General features: G+C 31.6%; 24 protein-coding genes, 2 tRNA genes and 1 pseudogene. 7 read left to right on the top strand and 20 right to left on the bottom strand.

The window, feature by feature from the left end; translation table 11 throughout:
• Positions 1 to 29: 29 nt before the first annotated feature.
• From B4E95_RS07200 to B4E95_RS07155, 10 genes are all read right to left on the bottom strand, one after another.
• Positions 30 to 353, bottom strand: a complete 324-nt coding sequence (locus B4E95_RS07200; protein WP_115001418.1) for a T9SS type A sorting domain-containing protein — start codon at positions 351 to 353, stop codon at positions 30 to 32.
• Positions 354 to 482: 129 nt separating this feature from the next.
• Complete coding sequence (gene tsf, locus B4E95_RS07195) at positions 483 to 1,307, bottom strand: translation elongation factor Ts (RefSeq protein WP_038334478.1); 825 nt, start codon at positions 1,305 to 1,307, stop codon at positions 483 to 485.
• 114 nt (positions 1,308 to 1,421) lie between these two features.
• On the bottom strand, positions 1,422 to 2,168 hold the full coding sequence (gene rpsB, locus B4E95_RS07190; RefSeq protein WP_038334479.1) for a 30S ribosomal protein S2: 747 nt from the start codon (positions 2,166 to 2,168) through the stop codon (positions 1,422 to 1,424).
• Positions 2,169 to 2,292: 124 nt separating this feature from the next.
• Entirely contained in the window at positions 2,293 to 2,679 is a 387-nt protein-coding gene (gene rpsI, locus B4E95_RS07185) for a 30S ribosomal protein S9 (RefSeq protein WP_038334481.1), read from the bottom strand.
• Positions 2,680 to 2,688: 9 nt separating this feature from the next.
• Positions 2,689 to 3,144 (bottom strand): 50S ribosomal protein L13, encoded by a 456-nt coding sequence (gene rplM, locus B4E95_RS07180; protein ID WP_038334665.1) that lies wholly within the window; start codon positions 3,142 to 3,144, stop codon positions 2,689 to 2,691.
• A 334-nt stretch (positions 3,145 to 3,478) separates the two neighbouring features.
• A complete protein-coding gene (locus tag B4E95_RS07175; protein ID WP_125348772.1) occupies positions 3,479 to 4,339 on the bottom strand; it encodes a fumarylacetoacetate hydrolase family protein in 861 nt (286 codons plus the stop codon).
• 123 nt (positions 4,340 to 4,462) lie between these two features.
• On the bottom strand, positions 4,463 to 5,602 hold the full coding sequence (locus tag B4E95_RS07170) for an acyl-CoA dehydrogenase family protein (protein ID WP_291090898.1): 1,140 nt from the start codon (positions 5,600 to 5,602) through the stop codon (positions 4,463 to 4,465).
• Positions 5,603 to 5,654: 52 nt separating this feature from the next.
• Complete coding sequence (locus tag B4E95_RS07165; RefSeq protein WP_291090896.1) at positions 5,655 to 6,482, bottom strand: porin family protein; 828 nt, start codon at positions 6,480 to 6,482, stop codon at positions 5,655 to 5,657.
• A 26-nt stretch (positions 6,483 to 6,508) separates the two neighbouring features.
• Complete coding sequence (ubiE, locus tag B4E95_RS07160; RefSeq protein ID WP_291090894.1) at positions 6,509 to 7,249, bottom strand: bifunctional demethylmenaquinone methyltransferase/2-methoxy-6-polyprenyl-1,4-benzoquinol methylase UbiE; 741 nt, start codon at positions 7,247 to 7,249, stop codon at positions 6,509 to 6,511.
• 25 nt (positions 7,250 to 7,274) lie between these two features.
• A complete protein-coding gene (locus B4E95_RS07155; protein ID WP_291062602.1) occupies positions 7,275 to 7,838 on the bottom strand; it encodes a hypothetical protein in 564 nt (187 codons plus the stop codon).
• A 123-nt stretch (positions 7,839 to 7,961) separates the two neighbouring features.
• On the opposite strand from B4E95_RS07155, the gene B4E95_RS07150 reads away from it, so the two are divergent.
• Together B4E95_RS07150 and aroC are read left to right on the top strand one after the other, a co-directional pair.
• A complete protein-coding gene (locus tag B4E95_RS07150; protein WP_291090892.1) occupies positions 7,962 to 9,035 on the top strand; it encodes a 3-oxoacyl-ACP synthase III family protein in 1,074 nt (357 codons plus the stop codon).
• Positions 9,036 to 9,058: 23 nt separating this feature from the next.
• Positions 9,059 to 10,117 (top strand): chorismate synthase, encoded by a 1,059-nt coding sequence (gene aroC / locus B4E95_RS07145; RefSeq protein ID WP_291090890.1) that lies wholly within the window; start codon positions 9,059 to 9,061, stop codon positions 10,115 to 10,117.
• A gap of 54 nt (positions 10,118 to 10,171) precedes the next feature.
• Here the strand turns inward: aroC and B4E95_RS07140 are convergent, their stop codons facing one another.
• Genes B4E95_RS07140 through B4E95_RS07135 form a run of 3 tightly spaced genes read right to left on the bottom strand, consistent with a single transcriptional unit; the run spans position 10,172 to position 11,473 of the window.
• On the bottom strand, positions 10,172 to 10,852 hold the full coding sequence (locus tag B4E95_RS07140) for a LytR/AlgR family response regulator transcription factor (RefSeq protein WP_291090888.1): 681 nt from the start codon (positions 10,850 to 10,852) through the stop codon (positions 10,172 to 10,174).
• The gene (locus B4E95_RS13130; protein ID WP_409410941.1) at positions 10,839 to 11,114 is read right to left on the bottom strand and encodes a GHKL domain-containing protein; all 276 of its coding nucleotides are present in this window, start codon (positions 11,112 to 11,114) and stop codon (positions 10,839 to 10,841) included. Before B4E95_RS13130 ends, B4E95_RS07140 begins: the two co-directional genes overlap by 14 nt.
• Before the next feature lie 14 nt (positions 11,115 to 11,128).
• The gene (locus B4E95_RS07135; RefSeq protein WP_291090886.1) at positions 11,129 to 11,473 is read right to left on the bottom strand and encodes a histidine kinase; all 345 of its coding nucleotides are present in this window, start codon (positions 11,471 to 11,473) and stop codon (positions 11,129 to 11,131) included.
• 568 nt (positions 11,474 to 12,041) lie between these two features.
• Between B4E95_RS07135 and B4E95_RS07130 the strand changes: the two genes are divergently transcribed.
• Positions 12,042 to 12,911, top strand: a complete 870-nt coding sequence (locus B4E95_RS07130) for a DUF5694 domain-containing protein (protein ID WP_291090884.1) — start codon at positions 12,042 to 12,044, stop codon at positions 12,909 to 12,911.
• 207 nt (positions 12,912 to 13,118) lie between these two features.
• On the opposite strand, the pseudogene rplI reads toward B4E95_RS07130, so the two are convergent.
• The 3 genes and pseudogenes from rplI to rpsF form a co-directional block, all read right to left on the bottom strand.
• Positions 13,119 to 13,616 (bottom strand): annotated as a pseudogene (gene rplI / locus B4E95_RS07125) (50S ribosomal protein L9); the annotation flags it as partial.
• A gap of 21 nt (positions 13,617 to 13,637) precedes the next feature.
• Positions 13,638 to 13,940 carry a 30S ribosomal protein S18 gene (gene rpsR / locus B4E95_RS07120; protein ID WP_019976570.1) on the bottom strand — a complete coding sequence of 101 codons (303 nt, stop codon included), beginning with the start codon at positions 13,938 to 13,940 and terminating at the stop codon, positions 13,638 to 13,640.
• 8 nt (positions 13,941 to 13,948) lie between these two features.
• Complete coding sequence (rpsF, locus tag B4E95_RS07115; RefSeq protein WP_038334492.1) at positions 13,949 to 14,296, bottom strand: 30S ribosomal protein S6; 348 nt, start codon at positions 14,294 to 14,296, stop codon at positions 13,949 to 13,951.
• 338 nt (positions 14,297 to 14,634) lie between these two features.
• Here rpsF and B4E95_RS07110 point away from each other — a divergent pair, with 338 nt between their 5' ends.
• Entirely contained in the window at positions 14,635 to 15,939 is a 1,305-nt protein-coding gene (locus B4E95_RS07110; protein ID WP_291090882.1) for an aminopeptidase P family protein, read from the top strand.
• A 73-nt stretch (positions 15,940 to 16,012) separates the two neighbouring features.
• Here B4E95_RS07110 and pncB read toward each other — a convergent pair whose 3' ends face one another.
• Both pncB and B4E95_RS07100 read right to left on the bottom strand, forming a co-directional pair.
• On the bottom strand, positions 16,013 to 17,215 hold the full coding sequence (pncB, locus tag B4E95_RS07105) for a nicotinate phosphoribosyltransferase (RefSeq protein WP_291090880.1): 1,203 nt from the start codon (positions 17,213 to 17,215) through the stop codon (positions 16,013 to 16,015).
• 96 nt (positions 17,216 to 17,311) lie between these two features.
• Positions 17,312 to 18,070: a hypothetical protein gene (locus B4E95_RS07100; protein ID WP_291090878.1), complete on the bottom strand. Its 759-nt coding sequence runs from the start codon at positions 18,068 to 18,070 to the stop codon at positions 17,312 to 17,314.
• A 67-nt stretch (positions 18,071 to 18,137) separates the two neighbouring features.
• On the opposite strand from B4E95_RS07100, the gene B4E95_RS07095 reads away from it, so the two are divergent.
• Entirely contained in the window at positions 18,138 to 18,551 is a 414-nt protein-coding gene (locus tag B4E95_RS07095) for an RNA-binding S4 domain-containing protein (RefSeq protein WP_038334500.1), read from the top strand.
• Here the strand turns inward: B4E95_RS07095 and B4E95_RS07090 are convergent.
• On the bottom strand, positions 18,548 to 19,075 hold the full coding sequence (locus B4E95_RS07090; protein WP_291062587.1) for a shikimate kinase: 528 nt from the start codon (positions 19,073 to 19,075) through the stop codon (positions 18,548 to 18,550). The genes B4E95_RS07095 and B4E95_RS07090 overlap by 4 nt on opposite strands.
• A 2-nt stretch (positions 19,076 to 19,077) precedes the next feature.
• Positions 19,078 to 19,683 carry a hypothetical protein gene (locus tag B4E95_RS07085; RefSeq protein WP_115001390.1) on the bottom strand — a complete coding sequence of 202 codons (606 nt, stop codon included), beginning with the start codon at positions 19,681 to 19,683 and terminating at the stop codon, positions 19,078 to 19,080.
• Between the two features lie 298 nt (positions 19,684 to 19,981).
• On the opposite strand from B4E95_RS07085, the gene B4E95_RS07080 reads away from it, so the two are divergent.
• Both B4E95_RS07080 and B4E95_RS07075 read left to right on the top strand, forming a co-directional pair.
• Positions 19,982 to 20,054 (top strand) — tRNA-Lys (locus tag B4E95_RS07080).
• A 96-nt stretch (positions 20,055 to 20,150) separates the two neighbouring features.
• A tRNA-Lys gene (locus tag B4E95_RS07075) sits at positions 20,151 to 20,223 on the top strand.
• The last annotated feature ends 54 nt before the right edge of the window (positions 20,224 to 20,277 follow it).

Genomic DNA, 20,277 nt, shown 5'->3' with positions numbered 1-20,277 from the left:
TCATTTTTTCAGGACGTTACAGAATAATTTTAATTCTTAATCAACGATTGTGTTTCTGTTGTTCCATCTTCATTAAAAACGCGAACAATGTATTTTCCTTTTTTCAAACTTTGTACATTAAAGTTTGCTTTTTGGCTTCCATCTAATTTTTTATTCATCACTTCATTTCCAATAATCGAGTATATAGACACCGAACTTGCTTTCGATGGATTATCAAATTTTATTGTAAACGTAGAACTCGCAGGATTTGGATAAATGCTAACAGAGCCTTTGTCCTGATCAAATCTCGACTGAGCTGATGCAGATGTTATGGTGAATAAAAATATAGTTATAAATAGTATAAAGTGTTTCATATGCTTGTAATCCTAACAAATATAAAAATAAATAATTATAAAACAAACATTTCAAAATATATACCAAACAAAAAAGTGATGCTAAATTTTAGCATCACTTTAAGATATATAATAAAAATTATAAACTTATTATAAGCTGTAACGGATAAATCCAGTTACTTTCAAGTCAGCGTTAACAGCTTTAACGACATCTTGAACAGAAGTTTTTCCGTCTTTGATTGACGCTTGGTGAACTAATGTATTCTCTTTGAAGAATTTTTGTAATTTACCTTGAGCGATGTTTTCAATCATGTTTTCTGGTTTACCTTCTGCAACTAAAGTTTCTCTAGCGATAGATAATTCAGTGTCAATTACAGATTGAGCAACAGAAGTTTCATCTAATGCTACTGGGTTCATAGCAGCAACTTGCATAGCAACGTCACGAGCTACTTCAGAAGCACCTTCTACGTTAGCAGATAAAGAAACTACAGCACCAATTTTGTTACCAGCGTGGATGTAAGAATTAACGATAGCACCTTCGATAGCTTGGAAAGTACCAATTTCGATTTTTTCTCCAATAACACCTGTTTGCTCAGTTAATTTTTCACCAACTGTAATTCCTGCGAATGGTAAAGCTAATAATTCTTCTTTAGAGTTAACTGTTAAAGCTAAATCAGCGATTTCGTTAGCCATAGCAACGAAAGCTTCATTTTTAGCAACGAAGTCAGTCTCACAGTTCAAAGCGATAACTATACCTTTAGTTTGGTCAGCGTTAACTTTAGCGATAACTGCACCTTCTGTAGAATCACGGTCAGCTCTTTTAGCAGCTACTTTTTGTCCTTGTTTACGTAAAACTTCTACAGCTTTATCGAAATCTCCACCAGCTTCTTCTAAAGCTTTTTTAGAGTCCATCATTCCCGCACCAGTTGCGTTTCTTAATTTACTTACCTCAGCGGCTGTTGCTTTGTAGCTCATAGTAATATTTTTATTTTGTTTCTTAATATTTTAAATAAAAGTAGCTCGTACACCACAAAGTGGTGTAGGAGCTACAAGGTATATTATATCGATGAATTGATCATCAAGTTAATGTTAAGCTTCTTTTGTTTCAGCTCCTTCTTCTTTACCTTCTTTTGCTTTTTCTTTTTCTGCTTTACGTGTAGATAAACCAGCTTTGATAGAATCAGCTACTGTAGATAAGATGATATCGATAGATTTAGAAGCATCATCATTTGCAGGGATTGGGAAATCTACTTGACGAGGGTCAGTATTTGTATCAACCATTGCAAAGATTGGAATACCCAATTTTTGAGCTTCTGCTACAGCGATGTGCTCACGTACGATATCTACAATAAATACTGCAGATGGTAAACGTGTCATATCAGCGATAGAACCTAAGTTTTTCTCTAAAGATGCTCTTTGACGATCAACTTGTAATCTTTCTTTTTTAGATAGTGTTTCAAACGTACCGTCTTTTTTCATACGATCGATTGAATTCATTTTTTTAACTGCTTTACGGATAGTAACAAAGTTAGTTAACATCCCACCAGGCCAACGTTCTGTAATATAAGGCATGTTGATTTCTTCAGCATGCTTAGCTACAACATCTTTTGCTTGTTTTTTAGTTGCAACAAAAAGAACTTTACGTCCAGATGCAGCAATTTTTCCTAAAGCTTCAGATGCTTCATCTAATTTCACTGCAGTTTTGTGAAGGTCGATGATGTGGATTCCGTTTTTCTCCATAAAAATATAAGGAGCCATAGCCGGATTCCATTTTCTTGTTAAGTGACCAAAGTGCACACCAGCACCTAATAAGTCCTTTACATTTACTTTTGCCATTTTCTTTTTTTTAGTTTACGTTCCGTTATCTCAACAAGCAACAAACAAGTGGTCGAAAAATTCTAGCCTTATTTGTTTAGATGCTAAACCAACGGAAAATGGATTTTTTAATGAATTGAATAAATTAACGTTTAGAGAATTGGAATTTCTTACGCGCTTTCTTTTGACCGAATTTTTTACGTTCAACCATACGTGGGTCACGTGTTAATAACCCTTCTGGTTTTAATTGTAAACGAAAATCTGCGTCAACTTCACATAAAGCTCTAGAAATAGCTAAACGAATTGCTTCAGCTTGACCAGTGATTCCACCACCAAATACTTTGATATCTACATTGTATTTCTCTTTTGTACCAGTGATTAAAAATGGTTGTTCTACTTTGTATTGTAATACTGCTGTAGGGAAGTAGATTGCTAACTCGCGCCCGTTAATGAAGATTTCTCCATTACCTTCTTGTAAGTATACACGAGCAACAGATGTTTTTCTACGTCCGATTTTATGAACTATTGCCATGGAATTAGATTATAAATATTCGTTAATATCGATTTGTTTTGGTTGTTGAGCTTCGTGATTGTGCTCAGTACCAACAAATACATGTAAATTAGTCAATAATTTACTACCTAATTTATTTTTAGGTAACATTCCTTTTACTGACTTTTCGATTAAGCGTACAGGATCTTTTGCAAAAACTTCTTTCGCAGTTAATGATCTTTGTCCACCTGGGTAACCTGTGTGACGGATGTATAATTTGTCATCCCATTTGTTACCTGTTAATTGAATTTTGTCAGCGTTTAAAACAATTACATAATCTCCACAATCTGCATGAGGAGTGAAGTTTGTTTTGTGCTTACCTCTGATAAGCTTCGCAACACCTGACGCTAAACGACCTAATGATAAGTCAGAAGCGTCCACAACTACCCATTCTTTCTGAGCAGTTTCTTTGTTGGCTGATGAAGTTTTGTAACTTAACGTGTCCACTATCTTGATTTTTAATATTTTATAAATTACCGACAATCCGATCGGGGTGCAAATGTACAAAATGATTCTGTTTTCCCAAAAGATTTTAGGAATTATTCGTCATTTTGATGGATTTGTACCATTTAGATGGTTGTCAAAACGTTTGCAAAATTACGTTAATTAATTGAATATCCAATATTTTTTTCGAATTAGACGTTCTATTTAATCGATTGATTGTATGAAAAAGAATTCGTTTTATTGTTTAATCAATTAAGTATGACGCTAAACAAAATTTAAAAACCGTGCAATTCAAAATTTAAATTGCACGGTTTTTTTTATTGTAAGATATCTTATTTTAACCTCTTGAGAAAGGTAAAATAGTTTGAGTTGTAGAACCTAAACCTTCAATTCCATATTCGATAACATCTCCTGGTTTTAGCCAAACTTGAGGTGTTTTTCCCATTCCTGATCCTGCAGGTGAACCTGTAGAAATAATATCTCCAGGTAAGAAAGACATAAATTGAGATAGGTAAGAAATTAATTTAGGAATACGGTAAATAAAATCACTTGTATTACCATCTTGCATTAATTCTCCGTTTAATTTTAACCAAACACGTAAATTATTTACATCCTCGATTTCGTCTTTTGTTGCAATAAAAGGTCCAACAGGCGCAAATGTATCACATCCTTTTCCTTTGTCCCAAGTACCACCACGTTCTGTTTGGAAAGCACGCTCAGAAATATCATTAATTAAGGCATAGCCATATACGTGATTCATCGCCTCTTCTTCCGTTACATTATTTGCTTTTTCACCAATAATAATACAAAGTTCTGTTTCCCAGTCCATTTTTGTAGAACCATTTGGTTGCATAATTCCGTCTTCAGGTCCGTTAAACGATTGATTCGCTTTGATAAACATAATCGGTTCTGCTTGTTGTTGTAAACCTGTTTCTTTTACGTGATCATCGAAGTTAAGACCTACACAAACAATTTTTCCTGGACGAGTTAAAGGTGTTCCAATACGTACATCATCTTCAACTAATGGCAAGCTGTTAATGTTAAGCTCGATATATTTTTGTAAAGTTTCTTGTTTTTCTGTATTTCCAAAAAAATCATCATCATAAATAATTCCTGATGCTGAAACATCGAATTTTTTCTCATCGATGATTACACCTGATTTCTCCTGACCTTTTGGTCCGAATCTAAAAATTTTCATCTTCTTTATATTTTTTCCGCCACAAATATACGACGTATTGTTTTTTGATTAAATAAATAAAAAAAGACATCTGTCATTAACAGATGTCTTATAAAGATAAAAAATAATTATATTTATTTAAAATTATTTAGTAATTCCTCTCGAAATTACAATTTTTTGAATTTCTGATGTTCCTTCGTAAATCTGAGTAATTTTTGCATCACGCATCATACGTTCTACATGATACTCGCGAACATAACCATTTCCTCCATGAATTTGAACGGCTTCTGAAGCAACTTCGTTCGCTGTTTTAGAAGCAAATAGTTTTGCCATTGCACCAGAAATAGAAATGTCTTTTCCCTCATCTTTCTCAACCGCAGCTTTAAAACATAACATACGAGCAGCTGTAATATTAGTTGCCATATCTGCTAATTTGAATGCAACAGCTTGATGATTGATGATTTCAGTTTTGAATGCTTTACGAATTTTTGCATAATCTAATGCTAATTCATAAGCACCTTGAGCAATACCTAATGCTTGAGAAGCAATACCGATACGTCCTCCGTTTAAGACATTCATTGCGAAAGCAAATCCAAATCCGTCTTCACCAATACGGTTTTCTTTTGGCACTTTAACATCATTAAAGAATAATGAATGTGTGTCAGAACCACGGATTCCCATTTTTTGTTCTTTTGGTCCAATTTCGAAGCCTGCCCATCCTTTTTCTACGATGAAAGCATTGATTCCTTTGTGACCTTTTTCTGGATCAGTTTGAGCGATTACTAAATAAGTAGAAGCTGTTCCACCATTCGTAATCCAGTTTTTTGTACCATTTAATAAATAGTGATCTCCCATATCTACCGCAGTAGTTTTTTGAGAAGTTGCATCAGAACCAGCGTCTGGCTCAGATAAACAAAATGCTCCAATCACTTGACCAGAAGCTAATGGTACTAAATATTTTTGTTTTTGATCTTCGTTACAATATTTTTCCATACCAGCACAAACCAAAGAGTTGTTAACTGACATGACAACAGCAGCAGAAGCATCAACTTTAGCTATTTCTTCCATTGCAATGACATAAGAAACACTATCTAAACCAGATCCTCCGTATTTTGGGTCAACCATCATACCTAAGAATCCAAGTTCTCCCATTTTTTTTACTGCATCAGTTGGGAAAGTAGATGTTTCGTCGCGTTCGATAACTCCTGGTAATAATTCGGCTTTAGCGAAATCACGAGCAGCTTCTTGAATCATTAATTGTTCTTCCGATAATTGAAAATTCATGTGATTATATTATTTATGGTTTTTATTATTTTATGATTATGACTTTAAATTTTTATTCAAATTTTAGAGAAAAAACAAATGCTCTGGTTGATAATGAATTTAAACTTCCTGTCCAATATGGTACTGTTATTTGACTTCCAGGATTTCTAGGGTCATCTATAGTAGAATTATCAGGAACAATTTCATTATTAAAGAAGAACATACCTTTTAGAGCTGGTGTAAGTTTAAATCGTTTGAAATAAATTTCAACTCCAATTTCTGCTTGCCAGTTAAAGTTATTCGTTGTTGTTCTGAATACTCCAGTTGCATTATCATCTTCTTTCTTTTCGTTGGATTGCAGATTCATTAAATATCCCAAACCTCCTTGTATATAAGGACGTGTGTTGTACCAACGATCTCCATGAAAATTAAGTAATAAAGGTATTTCGACATAAGTAGATTTAACTTCACGTTTTATGTTTGTATCTTCTGGGTCGTAGAAGCCATTAATAGGATCAGATAAAATATAATTTGTAAAATACAATGTTCTTTGGGCAAAATGCAACCCAGGTTCAGATTTTACGTCTATGTAATCATTTATACGCATTTTTGCGATTAATCCAACAGAAAAACCTGCTTTATTTTCTTGGTCCAAATACACTAAGCCGTGTTCATTTACTCCGTCATCTTCTGAACTATCAGGAGTTCCTGGTAAAGGATTCTTTTGCGCTTTTGGAACAATCTTGTAATTCATCATATTTGTACCCAAAAAATATCCGAAACTAAATTTTTTCTGATCAGTTTCAGTTCTGTTTTCGCTTCTGTCATTATTAGGGCGAAACTGCGCATTTACAATGCTAGCAACAGTTAACGATAATGCGATGATTAGATTTTTTCTCATAGACTTTCAACGAATAACAAGCAAATTTATTTTATACTCTTATAAATGCTTGCAATACCAAAAGTAAGTTTTTTATCAATAGGTTGTGTAAATTTTACACTTTTCAGAATGTTTTTCATTTCTTCTCCATGTGGAAAAGCACGAACTGAATCTGGTAAATAGGTATAAGCACTTTGATCTTTCGAAACCATTTTACCAATTGCAGGTAAAATATTTTTAGAATAAAAAGTATACAACTGTTTCATTGGAAAAGCTGTAGGATAAGAAAATTCTAAAATAACAAAAGTTCCTCCAGGTCTTAAAACACGATTAATTTCTGCTAAACCTTTTTCTAAGTTTTCAAAATTACGAACACCAAAAGAAACGGTTACACAGTCAAAAGTGTTATCAGGAAAAGGTAAATTTTCCGAATCACCTTGTACCATTTCGATACGATTTTCTAATCCAGCTTCTTTTACTTTTTTGCGACCAACTTCCAACATTCCGTTAGATAAGTCTAATCCAGTAATTTTTGCACCGGTATTTTTACCCATCATAATCGCTAAATCTCCTGTTCCAGTCGCGATATCTAAAATCGTTTTTGGTTGAGAAGCTTTTACCATTTTGATGACATCTTTTCGCCATTGAATGTCGATTCCCATTGATAAAACACGGTTTAATAAATCGTATTTTGGCGAAATATTATCGAACATTTGCTCGACTTGTTTCTTTTTATTTAGATCTGATGCTTCGTAAGGAGTTACTGCATCGTGTTGATGATTTGCCATTTTGTAAAGTTATAAAATCTAAATCTTATTCGTAATTCTCGAAATAAAATTGTTTAAAATCTTCTTTGTTAAATATTTTCGATAAATCAGTTGCTTTTTCGCTACCTGCACTTTTGATAAACATCTTAGGATAATCCTGATCGATGTTGTAGTAAAAGTTTTCGATGTATAATTGAGAAGATTTTTCGATAATTCCGTGATAAACCTTGTTATCTATTGCAATATTGTTTGATAAAAAGATAGAATCTTTGTTTTTTCTAACACCATAAGGTCGTGTAAATGTATAATATTCTTGATGAGTAGGGTTTATAAAACCATTTGCTCTTGTAATATCTACAACTGTATCTACATTTTTGTTATTAAAACTATAAACGATATGTGCTTTTCCTTTTTTCAGGTCTACTCTTGCATTTTGTTGCGGTGCAATTGTAAAATCTTTATCGTTAATTTTGATTGTCAAGGTTTTGTTTGATGGATTGTCAATCACATACCCATCTTTTTTGCTCAAAAAAGTGTTATAAACAACAACGATCAAAGCAGCTAATCCACAGACGATTAAAAGACCAATTAATGAAGGATTTTTTTTCATGCTGCTAAATTAATTATACTTTATTAATTTCGGCATGAGTTATTACATATTTTTCATGACTATTTTAATGAAATGTGTAACTTTGTCGCTATTATTTTTTTATTAAAATTGAACAATATTAATATGATAAACTCTGTAATTACAGGTTCTGGACACTATTTACCAAATAGAATTGTTACGAACGAAGATTTTGTTAACCACGAATTTTATGACGAAAGTGGAAATCGTTTGGATAAAACTGGTGAAGAAATTACGCGTAAATTTGAGGAAATTACAGAAATCAGAGAAAGAAGATATGTAGAAGATGATTTATTAAATTCTGATATCGCAACTTTTGCTGCTAAAAAAGCAATTGAAGAATCTGGCGTTAATCCAGAAGAATTAGATTATATAATCGTTGGGCACAACTTTGGAGATATTGATCCTGTTGGTCATCAAATTGATATTATGCCGTCAATTTCGGCAAAAGTAAAACACAATTTAGGAATCAAAAACCTAAAATGTAAACCTTATGATATGACATTTGGTTGTCCAGGTTGGATAGAATCATTGATTTTAGGACATCAATTTATTCAAGCAAATATTGCAAAGAAAGTTTTGGTAATCGGTTCTGATACGTTATCTCGTGCTGTAGATCCGCATGATCGTTCTGCGATGATTTTTGCAGATGGAGCAGGAGCAGTTGTTTTGGAAGCGAAAGAAGCTGATTATAAATATGGAATCATCAATCACGAAACGTTAAGTTATACAGGTGATGAATTGGCTTACTTGACAAATGGACGTTCTGCAAATCCAGATTATAAAGGTTCAATCAAAACAATTAATATGAAAGGTCGTAAAGTTTACGAATTCGTATTAAAAAATGTTCCACCAGCAATTAAAGAATTGTTAGATGAAACAAATTTATCAATTACCGATATTGATAAAATTTTATTGCACCAAGCAAATGCAAAAATGGATCATGCAATGATAGAGCGTTTATACAAATTATATGGTGTAGCTGTACCAGAAAAAATTGATCCAATGACGGTTCAATTCTTAGGAAATACATCTGTAGCAACGGTTCCTACAATGTTTGATTTAATAAAAAAAGGAGAATTAGCTCCTCATCAATTTCACGCAAATGATAAAATTATTTTAGCTTCTGTTGGAGCTGCAATGAATGTTAATGCAGTGATTTATCAATTCGAAAAATAAAAATAAAAAACACATATACTATTGTGAATACATTCGGAAGACTATTTAAAATTTCGACTTTTGGTGAAAGTCATGGTGTAGCGATTGGAGGTGTAATTGATGGTGTTCCAAGTGGAATCGAATTAGATTTTGATTGGATACAAGCGCAATTAGATCGTCGTAAACCAGGACAATCTGCAATTGTGACACAACGAAAAGAACCAGATAGAGTACAATTTCTTTCAGGTATTTTTGAAGGAAAAACAACAGGTGCTTCTATCGGGTTTATTATTCCGAATGATAATCAAAAATCTCACGATTACGATCATATAAAAGACGTTTTTCGTCCTTCTCATGCCGATTTTACATACGAAACCAAATATGGTGTTCGCGATCATAGAGGTGGAGGAAGAACTTCTGCGCGCGAAACGGCTAATTGGGTTGTTGGTGGCGCTGTTGCAAAACATGTGATTCCAAATATCAATATTACAGCTTATGTAAGCGGAGTAGGTGAGTTGAAGTTGGATAATGATTATTCTACATTAGATTTTTCTAAAATTGAAGATACTGCGGTTCGCTGTCCAAATTTAGAAATGGCAGAAAAAATGATCGATCTTATCAAAGAAATTCGCAAAGAAGGTGATACAATTGGTGGTGAAGTTACCTGCGTTATTCAAAATGTGCCAGTAGGTTTAGGTGAACCAATTTTTGATAAATTGCATGCTCGTTTAGGGCAAGCAATGATGTCGATAAACGCGGTGAAAGGTTTTGAATACGGCGAAGGTTTTGATTCAACATCAATGAAAGGTTCAGAAATGAATGATCAATTCAACCAAGATGGAACAACAAAAACCAATTTTTCTGGAGGAATACAAGGTGGAGTTTCAAATGGGATGGATATTTATTTCAAAGTTGCTTTCAAGCCAGTTGCGACATTAATGCAAGAACAAACGACGTTGAATGCTGATGGCGAAATGGTCGAAATGCATGGAAAAGGTCGTCATGATCCTTGTGTTGTTCCAAGAGCCGTTCCTATTGTAGAAAGTTTAGTTGCGATGGTTTTGGCTGATATGTTGCTGATACAACGAACAAGAAATATATAAATAACAAAAAACTCCAACTGTAAAAGTTGGAGTTTTTTGTTTTGCTTAACGCTTTTAACCAAAATCCTTCATTTCTTTTCTGTATGTTTCTCCAATTGGTAAAATTTTCTGATTGAGATAAACAGAATTTCCATCAATAGAAGTTAAAAAATCAAGATTGATGATATACGAACGATGAATTCTTTTGAAATGATTTGGTAATTTTTCTTCGAAAGACTTCATAGTTTCTAAGACTAATATTTTTTCAGTTTTGGTATGAATTCGAATATAATCTTTCAAGCCTTCAATGTAAATTAAATCTGAAAAATTAATTTTTACTTGCTTTCCATCTGCTTTTACAAACAAATAAGTCGACTGATTTTTAGTTGATGTCGTTTGAAAAAAATCAACATATTTTTTTATAGAGGCATCAAAACGTTCTTTCGTAATAGGTTTCAATAAATAATCAACCACATGAAAATTAAAACTTTCTAAAGCATAATCTTGATAAGAAGTTGTAACGATAAATTTCTGAGAATGATCAAGGATTTTCATGAATTGAATTCCTGTTAATTCAGGCATTTGAATATCTGTGAAAATAAGATCAACTTTATTATTTTTGAGAAAATCAATTGCCTCAAAAACTTCGGTTGTAGCAAGTGAAACAATTAAATTTTCATTTTCAGAAGCGTGTTTTTTTAATAATTCAACAGCCAAAGGTTCATCGTCTAAAATAATATACTTAATTTTCGTCATTTAATGGAATTTTTAAGTAAATATGAAAGGTTTCATAATCGTTTTTAATCTCGAAAGTATAATTATTTCCGAAATAATAATTCAATCTTTTTTTCAAATTCGTTAATCCAATTCCTGAAGTTTCATCTTTTTGATGTTGATTAATTTTATTTGAAACGGAAATCTCAAGGTATTCAGAATTAGTTTTTAAATTGATTTTAATTGGATGATTAATGTCTTTTACAACACCATGTTTTATTGCATTTTCGATTAAAGGCGAAATAATATATGGATGAATTAATTTTTAGAATTCTCAATCAAAAATTCTTTTTCGACATAAAATTTTTCTCCATAACGAATCTGCTCCAAATCTAAATATTGATTGATGTAATCAATTTCTCGTTCAATTTCTATTTTATCTTTATTGGTTTCGTAGGTTGTAAAATGCATAATTGCACTCAAATTTTCGATTGCTTTTAACGAATGAGGAGAATTTACACTCACCAAACTATAAATATTATTGAGTGTATTAAACAAAAAATGAGGATTTATTTGAGATTTCAGAAAATTGATTTCAGCTTCTTTTTTCTCTTTCTCGATAATGTTATTTTGTTTTAGTGTATGGATTGAATGAAATGTCATCCATAAAAAAGTGACGAAAAAACGATAAAAGAACCATAATGTAAATTGTCGTAAATGTAAAAACTAATCGTTATTCCTTCAAAATAATTGACTTTGTGAAACAAAAAATCTGTAATAATTTGCTCAATAAAATAACGAACAATAATAAATGTTGTAAAGGAACATTTTATAGAGAATAATATCGATTTCCAATTGATATTTTTTAGAAAATAAGGAGCAATAAAAAAATAGATAATAAAAATTGTAATTAACTGAACAATATACATTATTGATGCAAATAAGTTAATTGCTTCAAAAAATGAATTTCCGTTAGTTAGATTAACTAAGCCAATTGTTATATAATCAAACAGAATGTAAATAAGCCAGAACCCCAAAAGTATAAGTACACTTTTTTGTTTCGAGAAACTTAAATTTTTTTTATCACTCTCCATTGTTTTTGTTTTTTGTAAAATTAGATTCTTTTCTACATAAACGGTTTACGATTCGTCGATTAATGAAGTGGATTGGTCGATAAATTAAAAATAGTTTTTCTGTAATACTTGAGATTTGTGTAATAAAATTTAATGTTATGAAGAAAATTTTAATTGTATACCTATTATTATTTATAGGAATTGGAAATCTATTTGCTCAAGAAAATTTTAAAGATCCTGATTTAATTTTACAAAATAGAAAAAAAATTCCAAAAGTAATGTTAGTTGGCAGTTGGCATTTTAATTATCCTGGATTGGATGCACACAAAGTAGAGGATAAAGATAAAATAAATATCTATTCAGAAAAAAGACAGAAAGAATTATCAGAGTTAATTAATTATATATCAAAATTTAAACCAACTAAAATTGTTGTAGAATCTGGAAGAAATACAGGGTATTTGATTAATAATTATAAAAAATTTAAAAAAGGTGAGCAAGAGCTTTATGCAAATGAAAGGAGTCAGCTTGGAATGAGATTGGCTGATAAATTTAAATTAGACACGATTTATGGTGTTGATGCTTATCCTTTGATTTTAGAATTAATAGAAAAGAGAGATTCTCTAGCTCCAAAAGATTATATCTATTCGATTTTAGAAAGACATTATTTTGGAGGACATGATGAAATGTCAAAAAAATACACGACTTTTTATGAATATCAAACAAAATTAACTACCGAAAATACTCTTTTAGAATCATTTAAATATATAAATACAGATAAAGTAATTGATAGAATGTTTGGAGCTTATATTGCTGGAGGTCAATTTGAGTCAGAGAATTTTGAAGGACCAGATGCTCTTTCTATGTTTTGGATGAATAGAAATTTAAGAATTTATAAAAATATTAATTCAATTGGGATTAAAGATGATGACAGAGTTTTAGTAATTTTTGGACTTGGACATATTCCTATTTTAAAATGGTTTTTTCAAACTTCACCAGAATTTGAATTAGTAAAATTTAACTCACTATAAGCACAAAAAAAACCTCGCAAACTGCGAGGTTTTTTATATATAGTTGAATAATAATTATTCTTCTGTAGATGGAGTTTCTTCTGTAACAACTTCTTCAGATACTTCCTCTTTTTTCGCTTTCTTGTCGTTAGCGTAAATTGGGTTATCATAGTTGAAGAAAGAACCTTCTTCTTTAGTAGCATTAGCTGCTTTTTGAGCATCTAATTTAGCTAATTCTGCTCTAGTTTTAGCAGCTTCTTCAGCAGCTTTGATAGATGCAGCATCTGGTACAATTTCAAATCCGAAATCTACTTCAACATCTCTGTGGAAACGAACTTTAGCTTCGTATTTCCCTAAACGTTTGATAGTATTTCCAGGGATTCTAATGTTTTTCTTCTCGATTTCAACACCAGCTTTTATTAAAGCTTCTGCTAAATCTGCATTGTTGATAGATCCAAATAATTTGTCTCCAGAACCAACTTTAGCGTCGATTTTAACAACTAAACCATCTAATTTAGCTGCTTTTTCTTTTGCTGCAGCGATTAATGTAGCTTCTTCTGCTTTACGAGCTTCTAAAACTTCGTTTAATGCTTTTACGTTATTTGGAGTTGCAACTGATGCTAATCCACGAGGGATTAAGAAGTTACGTGCGTATCCAGGTTTTACTGAAACAACTTCAAATTCAAAACCTAAACCTTCTACATCTTGTCTTAAAATTACGTTCATGATATTTTAATATTTAGGTTATTATTTTAATTGATCACCAATAAATGGCATTAATGCTAAGTGACGAGCTCTTTTGATCGCTTTAGAAACTTTTCTTTGGTATTTTAAAGATGTTCCTGTGTAACGACGAGGTAAAATTTTACCTTGCTCATTCACGAATTGAATTAAGAAATCAGCGTCTTTATAGTCAACGTATTTGATTCCAAATTTTTTGAAACGACAATATTTTGAGTTTGATTGTGTTTCGATATCTAAAGGAGATAAATAACGGATTTCTGATTCGCTACCTCCAGCTGCTTTTTTTGCTAAATCGTCAATTGCCATAGCTTTGCTTATTTGTTAGAGTTAGACTTTAATTTTGTTCTACGTTTTTCTGCCCAGTCCATACCGTGTTTGTCTAATTTCACAGTTAAGAAACGGATTACACGCTCATCACGTTTGTAAGCAACTTCTAATTGAGAAACTAACTCGTTATTGTCTGATTTAAATTCTACTAAGTGGTAGAATCCATTTCTTTTGTTTTGAATTGGGTAAGCTAATTTTTTTAAGCCCCAGTTCTCTTTTGCTACGATTTCACCACCGTTAGCAGTAACAAAGTCATTGAATTTATTAACTGCTTCCTCTACCTGAGAATCAGATAGAACGGGAGTCAAAATGAAAACAGTTTCGTAATGTGTCATTTTTAACTTCTTTTAAGTTATTATTTATACTAAAATTCGAGGTGCAAATATAAGAATAATTATTTGAATATCGCAAATGAATAATTATTGAATTTTTATAGATAGCTTATTTGTTGAATATTATCGTTTTATCATATTGACGTTAAAAAAAAATTGACTTTTTTTAAAAAAAATTTGCAGTTTAAAAAAAGTAGCTTACATTTGTCAACATAAAAGGCTAATGGCTTTTTCATAGGTTTAGGTTGGTTAAGGTTAAAACCCTCGTTTCTGCGAGGGTTTTCCTTTTTTTTCTAAAAACATCTTCTTAAATTTGGTCATAATAATTAATGTAAAATTTTATGACAACAAAATACAATTCTATTCCAAGCGAATTATTCGTAAAGAATAGAGCGAAATTTGTAAAAGCAATGAAACCTCGTTCACTTGCTATTTTCAATTCTAACGATATTTATCCAATTTCTTCAGATTCTACGTTACCGTTTGCACAACATCGTGATATTTTTTATTTATCTGGAGTTGATCAAGAAGAATCTATCTTATTAATTTTTCCTGATGCTTACGATCCAAAATACAAAGAAGTATTATTTGTTCGTGAAACAAACGATCATATTGCAGTTTGGGAAGGAGAAAAATTATCAAAAGCTCAAGCAACAGAAGTCTCTGGAATCAAAACTGTACTTTGGTTACAAGATTTACCAAATGTTTTGCGCAAATTGATGGTAGAAGCAGATAATGTTTATGTAAATAAAAATGAGCATTATCGTGTAACAGAAGCACCTCAAGTAGAAACGCGCGAAGATCGTTTTGTAAAACAATTGAAAGTAGATTATCCTGGACATACTTATTTACGTTCAAACCCTATTTTGCAACGTTTACGTTCTGTAAAAGAACCAGAAGAAATTCAATTGATTCAACAAGCGTGTAATATCACAGAAAAAGGTTTCCGTCGTATTTTAAATTTCGTAAAACCTGGAGTTTGGGAATTCGAAATCGAAGCTGAGTTTGTTCACGAATTTCTTCGTAATCGTTCAAAAGGTTTTGCATACACGCCAATTATTGCGTCTGGAAATAATGCAAATGTGTTACATTATATTCAAAATAATCAAGAATGTAAAGACGGTGATTTGATTTTGTTTGATGTTGCAGCTGAATATGCAAATTATTCATCAGATATGTCACGTACAATTCCAGTTAATGGAAAATATACAAAACGCCAACGCGAAGTTTATGATGCAGTTTTACGTTGTAAAAAAGAAGCGGAAATGATGTTAGTTCCTGGGAATAATTGGTACAAATACCACGAAGAATTAGGAAAAGTTTATACGTCTGAATTGTTAGGTTTAGGTTTGTTGGATAAAGCAGATGTACAAAACGAAGATCCAGCTTGGCCAGCTTACAAAAAATACATGATGCATGGAACGTCTCATCATATGGGATTAGATACACATGATTATGGTTTATTGACTGATGATTTTGTGGCTGGAATGGTTTTCACAAACGAGCCAGGATTCTATATTCCTGCAGAAGGTTTTGGAATTCGTTTGGAAGATGATTATGTAATTCAGAAAGAAGGAAAACCTTTCAACTTGATGCAAAATATTCCGTTAGAAGCGGAAGAAATCGAAGATTTAATGAATAAATAATCTTTCATTATATTAAATGATAACAAAAATGGAACTCAATATTGAGTTCCATTTTTTATTTTAAAGAATATTCTTAATCATTTTCTGGCGCATCGTGGCTTGGAATGTCATCTAAATCTAACATTTCTTTTGCAAGAGCAATCATACGTGGCGTTCCAGTATGTTTATTTTTTTCATCAGAAAGTTTTACAACGCCTGTCCATTTTATATCTATCGAAGAAATTTCGGTCAATTTCATCACGATATTCATAGGTTTTAAATCAGTGTCGTTTGTTAAGTTGGTTCCAATTCCAAATGATAATCCAATTCTTCCTTTGAAAGCTTTTGTAATCATTTCCACTTTTTCTGAATTTAATCCATCCGAGAAAATAATCGTTTTGAATAAAGGATTGATTCCCATTTTTTCGTAATGAGCAATTGTTTTTTCTCCAAACTCAATCGGATCTCCAGAATCATGACGAACGCCATCAAACAATTTAGATAATTTTTTATCAAATTGTCCAAAGAAAACATCCGACGTATAAGTATCAGTCAAAGCAATTCCTAAATCGCCATAATAAACTTTTACCCAACGATCTAAACTGATTGAATTCGCGATTTTGAATCCGTAGCGTGCACCATGAAACATAAACCATTCGTGAGCGTGTGTTCCAATTGGTTTAACACCATATTTATGCGCAAAGTGAACATTAGAAGTTCCAACAAAACTTTTTCCTTTATGGTTTGTTAATTCTTTCATTACCACATCATGAACTTCGTAACTGTGACGACGACGGGTACCAAATTCCGCAACTGTAACGCCAAGACGATTGTATAAATCAACTTTATCGCTTGTACGTTTTGTGATTTCTTCGTTAGAAATGCGTTGCGCATTTGTTAATTTATAGAAAATTTCACTAATCAAACACAAGATTGGAACTTCCCATAAAATAGTACGATACCAATATCCTTCTACATGTACTTCTACATCAGCACCATTTTGAGTGATTTTTACTTCATTTGGATCATAGCGATAACCTTGCAAAAAATCTAAATAAGCAGGACTTAAATAAGGGCAATTTGTAGTGAAAAAATTTTTTTCGTCTTTGGTTAAAGCAAGCGAAGCCATTGCATTGATTTCTTTTTGCAATTCTTCTGCAAAACCTACAGGAAATTGATGTTCACCACGGTTAATGAATTTATAGCGCGCCATTACATCTGGATACAATTTTGTAACGCCAAATTGCATGGTGAATTTATAGAAATCGTTATCGATAATAGATTTTATAATACTCATTTTTTAGGTTTAATTCTAATACATTTTGAAATTTAAAGATAAAAAAAAACCATCAATACAGATGGTTTTTGTAAGATTATCTTATTTTGAAGATAATTATTCTGTTGTTCTTTTTTCGATTTTAGGTAATTCGAAATTGAAAATTATAGTTGCATCTCTATAAGCTGAAAATTCAGTCAATCCTGTGCTTGTAACATAATATTTGTTTCTCGCATAAGCTAAACGAGAAGGTAAAATAATTACACCTTGAAAGTTATACAAGTCAGTTGTAGCACGTTCAGTTGTTTTGAAATGTTTTAATCCTTCTACAAAGTTTTTTAATTCGATGTGTTCTCTTTTTACCCCATTTTTAATTTCATTTGCTGTTGGTGTAAAGTAATAAAAAGTTGGATCTTGCGTAGCAGAACCATCTCCAGTATTTATACTTGAGTAATAAAACTGACCCAAAGAACCATATTTTCTTTTGTAGTCTGTACTATTTGTTGCAACAAAATATGTTGAAATAGAACTTAGATAAATAGAAGTGCTATCATTAGAAACAATAGTTTTTCCTGTTCCTTTATGATTAGGATTTTCGGCATACCAAATTCCTAATTCATCTTGTTTTGCTAAAGATTTTAATGTAGGATAGGCATCATCATCGTTTCCTTTAATGGTGTCAAATTTTGTAAGCTTTCCATTTTTAGGATTGAAGTAAAAATCTTCCATATATTGTTGAATCGCTTCATCATCTAAAGCATTACGTTCTTCAACTGGAATTTTAGTTTCTTTATTTACACCGTTATCATCATCATTATTACATCCTACTAAAACAGCAGAACATGCAATTAAAGTAACGAAGAATTTCTTTATCATGTTATTTCGATTTATATTGCGAATTTAGAAAAAATATTAGTTTAACCTAACAAATATTCAGTTTTAAATGAGATTAGATAAATTTCTTTGGAGTGTTAGATATTATAAAACGAGATCTTTAGCGGCTGATGCGGTTAAAAAAAATCGTGTAAAAGTAAATGGAGATGTAGCAAAAGCTTCGCGAGATATAATTCCAGGTGATGCGATTGAGGTGAGAAAAGATCAAATAAATTTATCTTTTAAAGTATTGCAAGTGCCAAATAATAGAATTGGAGCTAAATTGTTAACCTTACATATTGTGGATACAACGCCAAAAGAAGAATATGAAGTGTTAGAGCTTCGTAAACTTTCGCAAGATTATTATCGTGAAAGAGGTGAAGGTCGACCAACGAAAAAAGATCGTCGAGATTTGGATGATTATTTAGAAGAAGGAGGAGAAGATACTGAAGGTATCATTATAAAAGGAGAAGATTTGGATTAATTCCAAATCTTCTCCTTTTTAAGATGTTTCATAATTTCGTCCAAAATCTCTAATGTACTTTGGGTTGAAATACTGATTGTATATTTTGCCTTTTCATAATATTGATTGCGTTCAAATAAATGTTTCGCAATAAATTCCATCATTTCTTCATCAGAAAGATGAGCAATTAAAGGTCGAGTCTCTTTTTTATTTTCCAATCGTTTCACCAATTGTGGTAATTGTACACGCATGAAAAATGAAATTGAATTGTTGGCAATCTCATTCATATTATCGTAATAAACAGGAGTTCCACCGCCTAAAGAAAGCACAATGTTTGTTGAAGTCAGAACTTCTTTTAAGGCTTCCCGTTCTTTTTTACGAAAACCTAATTCGCCTTCTTTTTCAAAAATCTCACTAATTTTTGTTTGATATTTATTTTCGATAAAATCATCAAGATCGATAAATTCGAAACCCAATGCTTTGGCTAAATCTTTTCCGGTAGTCGATTTTCCGCTACCCATATATCCTACTAAAGAAATAATCATGATTAGTCTACTGGTAAGTCTTCTGAATAAAAAATAGTTAATCTCGCATATCCATCAAACGTATCAATTTGATATGAATACGTATTCTCCAAACGTCTTGCATCATAACGTTCAACATTATAAGTTACTTGATAATCTTCGTTAGTAACGATTGAATTTGAATGATGGTATTTAGATTTTGGCGCATCTTTTTTGATTTCTGCTCTATATTGATTCAAGAATTTAATAGGAAAAGAATATGTTAATTTATAAACAATCTCTTGCGAAACCTGTATTGCTGTTATTTTATTCAAAAACATCGTTCCTTGATTATTGTTTTTAATCTTCAAAGAATCTAAACGATCTGAATTTTGAATGTATAAATTTTTTCCAAGTTTAGAAACCTTGAAACAACGATCATTCAATTTTTGATGAATAATCTGTGGTTGATCTTTTATTAATTCCTTTAATTCTTTCAATGCAAAATTAGACAAGTGTGCATCTTTTGTTTCCTGATTACAATTGTTTGCATATTCAGAATCGGGTACGTCTGCCTCTGGATTATCAGATTTTTTACACGACACTATCGAAAACAAAGCAATAATAATATATAGTATATTCTTCTTCATTCTAAAATTTCAATCTTTAAATAGCGTTCCGAAAATAATTTCGGTTCACATAGATTTAGATTTGCTGGATGACAAATATAGTATATAAATCATTTATCAAATATATAAAATGATGTTTCTATGGCTTATTTTTTCAGTTTTCTTATCCGAAATTCTATCTTTCAAAAAAAAACTAAAAATTTATCTAAATTTAAGTTCTTAAAACCGAAATGATTAATTAATAAATTGTAAAAAACTTCACAAAACGTTTGTTAAATTAGTATTAAACGCCCTATATTTGCACTCGATTTAAGAAACCGACCTGGTAGCTCAGTTGGTAGAGCACAACACTTTTAATGTTGGGGTCCTGGGTTCGAGCCCCAGCCAGGTCACTTAGTCAAAACGTTCTTTTTTATATAAAAAAAGAAAAACGTCTTTCGTTTTGTAAACTCAGATATAATCGTATATTTGCAGTCCGAAAAAACGGAGACCTGGTAGCTCAGTTGGTAGAGCACAACACTTTTAATGTTGGGGTCCTGGGTTCGAGCCCCAGCCAGGTCACAAACTTCTAGTTATTGAGAAGTCTAAAAACAATAACAACTCCAAAACGGAGAC

This window comes from Empedobacter sp. UBA7494 (genome assembly GCF_002478465.1).
Taxonomy (GTDB): Bacteria; Bacteroidota; Bacteroidia; order Flavobacteriales; family Weeksellaceae; genus Empedobacter; species Empedobacter falsenii_B.
This window is presented reverse-complemented; position numbering and strand designations above follow the sequence as displayed.

Bases quoted from the DNA above. Each gene is read 5' to 3' on its own strand.
- B4E95_RS07200 (WP_115001418.1), bottom strand. From the start codon at position 353: ATGAAACACTTTATACTATTTATAACTATATTTTTATTCACCATAACA.
- tsf (WP_038334478.1), bottom strand. From the start codon at position 1,307: ATGAGCTACAAAGCAACAGCCGCTGAGGTAAGTAAATTAAGAAACGCA.
- rpsB (WP_038334479.1), bottom strand. From the start codon at position 2,168: ATGGCAAAAGTAAATGTAAAGGACTTATTAGGTGCTGGTGTGCACTTT.
- rpsI (WP_038334481.1), bottom strand. From the start codon at position 2,679: ATGGCAATAGTTCATAAAATCGGACGTAGAAAAACATCTGTTGCTCGT.
- B4E95_RS07175 (WP_125348772.1), bottom strand. From the start codon at position 4,339: ATGAAAATTTTTAGATTCGGACCAAAAGGTCAGGAGAAATCAGGTGTA.
- B4E95_RS07170 (WP_291090898.1), bottom strand. From the start codon at position 5,602: ATGAATTTTCAATTATCGGAAGAACAATTAATGATTCAAGAAGCTGCT.
- B4E95_RS07165 (WP_291090896.1), bottom strand. From the start codon at position 6,482: ATGAGAAAAAATCTAATCATCGCATTATCGTTAACTGTTGCTAGCATT.
- ubiE (WP_291090894.1), bottom strand. From the start codon at position 7,249: ATGGCAAATCATCAACACGATGCAGTAACTCCTTACGAAGCATCAGAT.
- B4E95_RS07155 (WP_291062602.1), bottom strand. From the start codon at position 7,838: ATGAAAAAAAATCCTTCATTAATTGGTCTTTTAATCGTCTGTGGATTA.
- B4E95_RS07150 (WP_291090892.1), top strand. From the start codon at position 7,962: ATGATAAACTCTGTAATTACAGGTTCTGGACACTATTTACCAAATAGA.
- B4E95_RS07140 (WP_291090888.1), bottom strand. From the start codon at position 10,852: ATGACGAAAATTAAGTATATTATTTTAGACGATGAACCTTTGGCTGTT.
- B4E95_RS07135 (WP_291090886.1), bottom strand. From the start codon at position 11,473: ATGACATTTCATTCAATCCATACACTAAAACAAAATAACATTATCGAG.
- B4E95_RS07130 (WP_291090884.1), top strand. From the start codon at position 12,042: ATGAAGAAAATTTTAATTGTATACCTATTATTATTTATAGGAATTGGA.
- rpsR (WP_019976570.1), bottom strand. From the start codon at position 13,940: ATGGCAATTGACGATTTAGCAAAAAAAGCAGCTGGAGGTAGCGAATCA.
- rpsF (WP_038334492.1), bottom strand. From the start codon at position 14,296: ATGACACATTACGAAACTGTTTTCATTTTGACTCCCGTTCTATCTGAT.
- B4E95_RS07110 (WP_291090882.1), top strand. From the start codon at position 14,635: ATGACAACAAAATACAATTCTATTCCAAGCGAATTATTCGTAAAGAAT.
- pncB (WP_291090880.1), bottom strand. From the start codon at position 17,215: ATGAGTATTATAAAATCTATTATCGATAACGATTTCTATAAATTCACC.
- B4E95_RS07100 (WP_291090878.1), bottom strand. From the start codon at position 18,070: ATGATAAAGAAATTCTTCGTTACTTTAATTGCATGTTCTGCTGTTTTA.
- B4E95_RS07095 (WP_038334500.1), top strand. From the start codon at position 18,138: ATGAGATTAGATAAATTTCTTTGGAGTGTTAGATATTATAAAACGAGA.
- B4E95_RS07090 (WP_291062587.1), bottom strand. From the start codon at position 19,075: ATGATTATTTCTTTAGTAGGATATATGGGTAGCGGAAAATCGACTACC.
- B4E95_RS07085 (WP_115001390.1), bottom strand. From the start codon at position 19,683: ATGAAGAAGAATATACTATATATTATTATTGCTTTGTTTTCGATAGTG.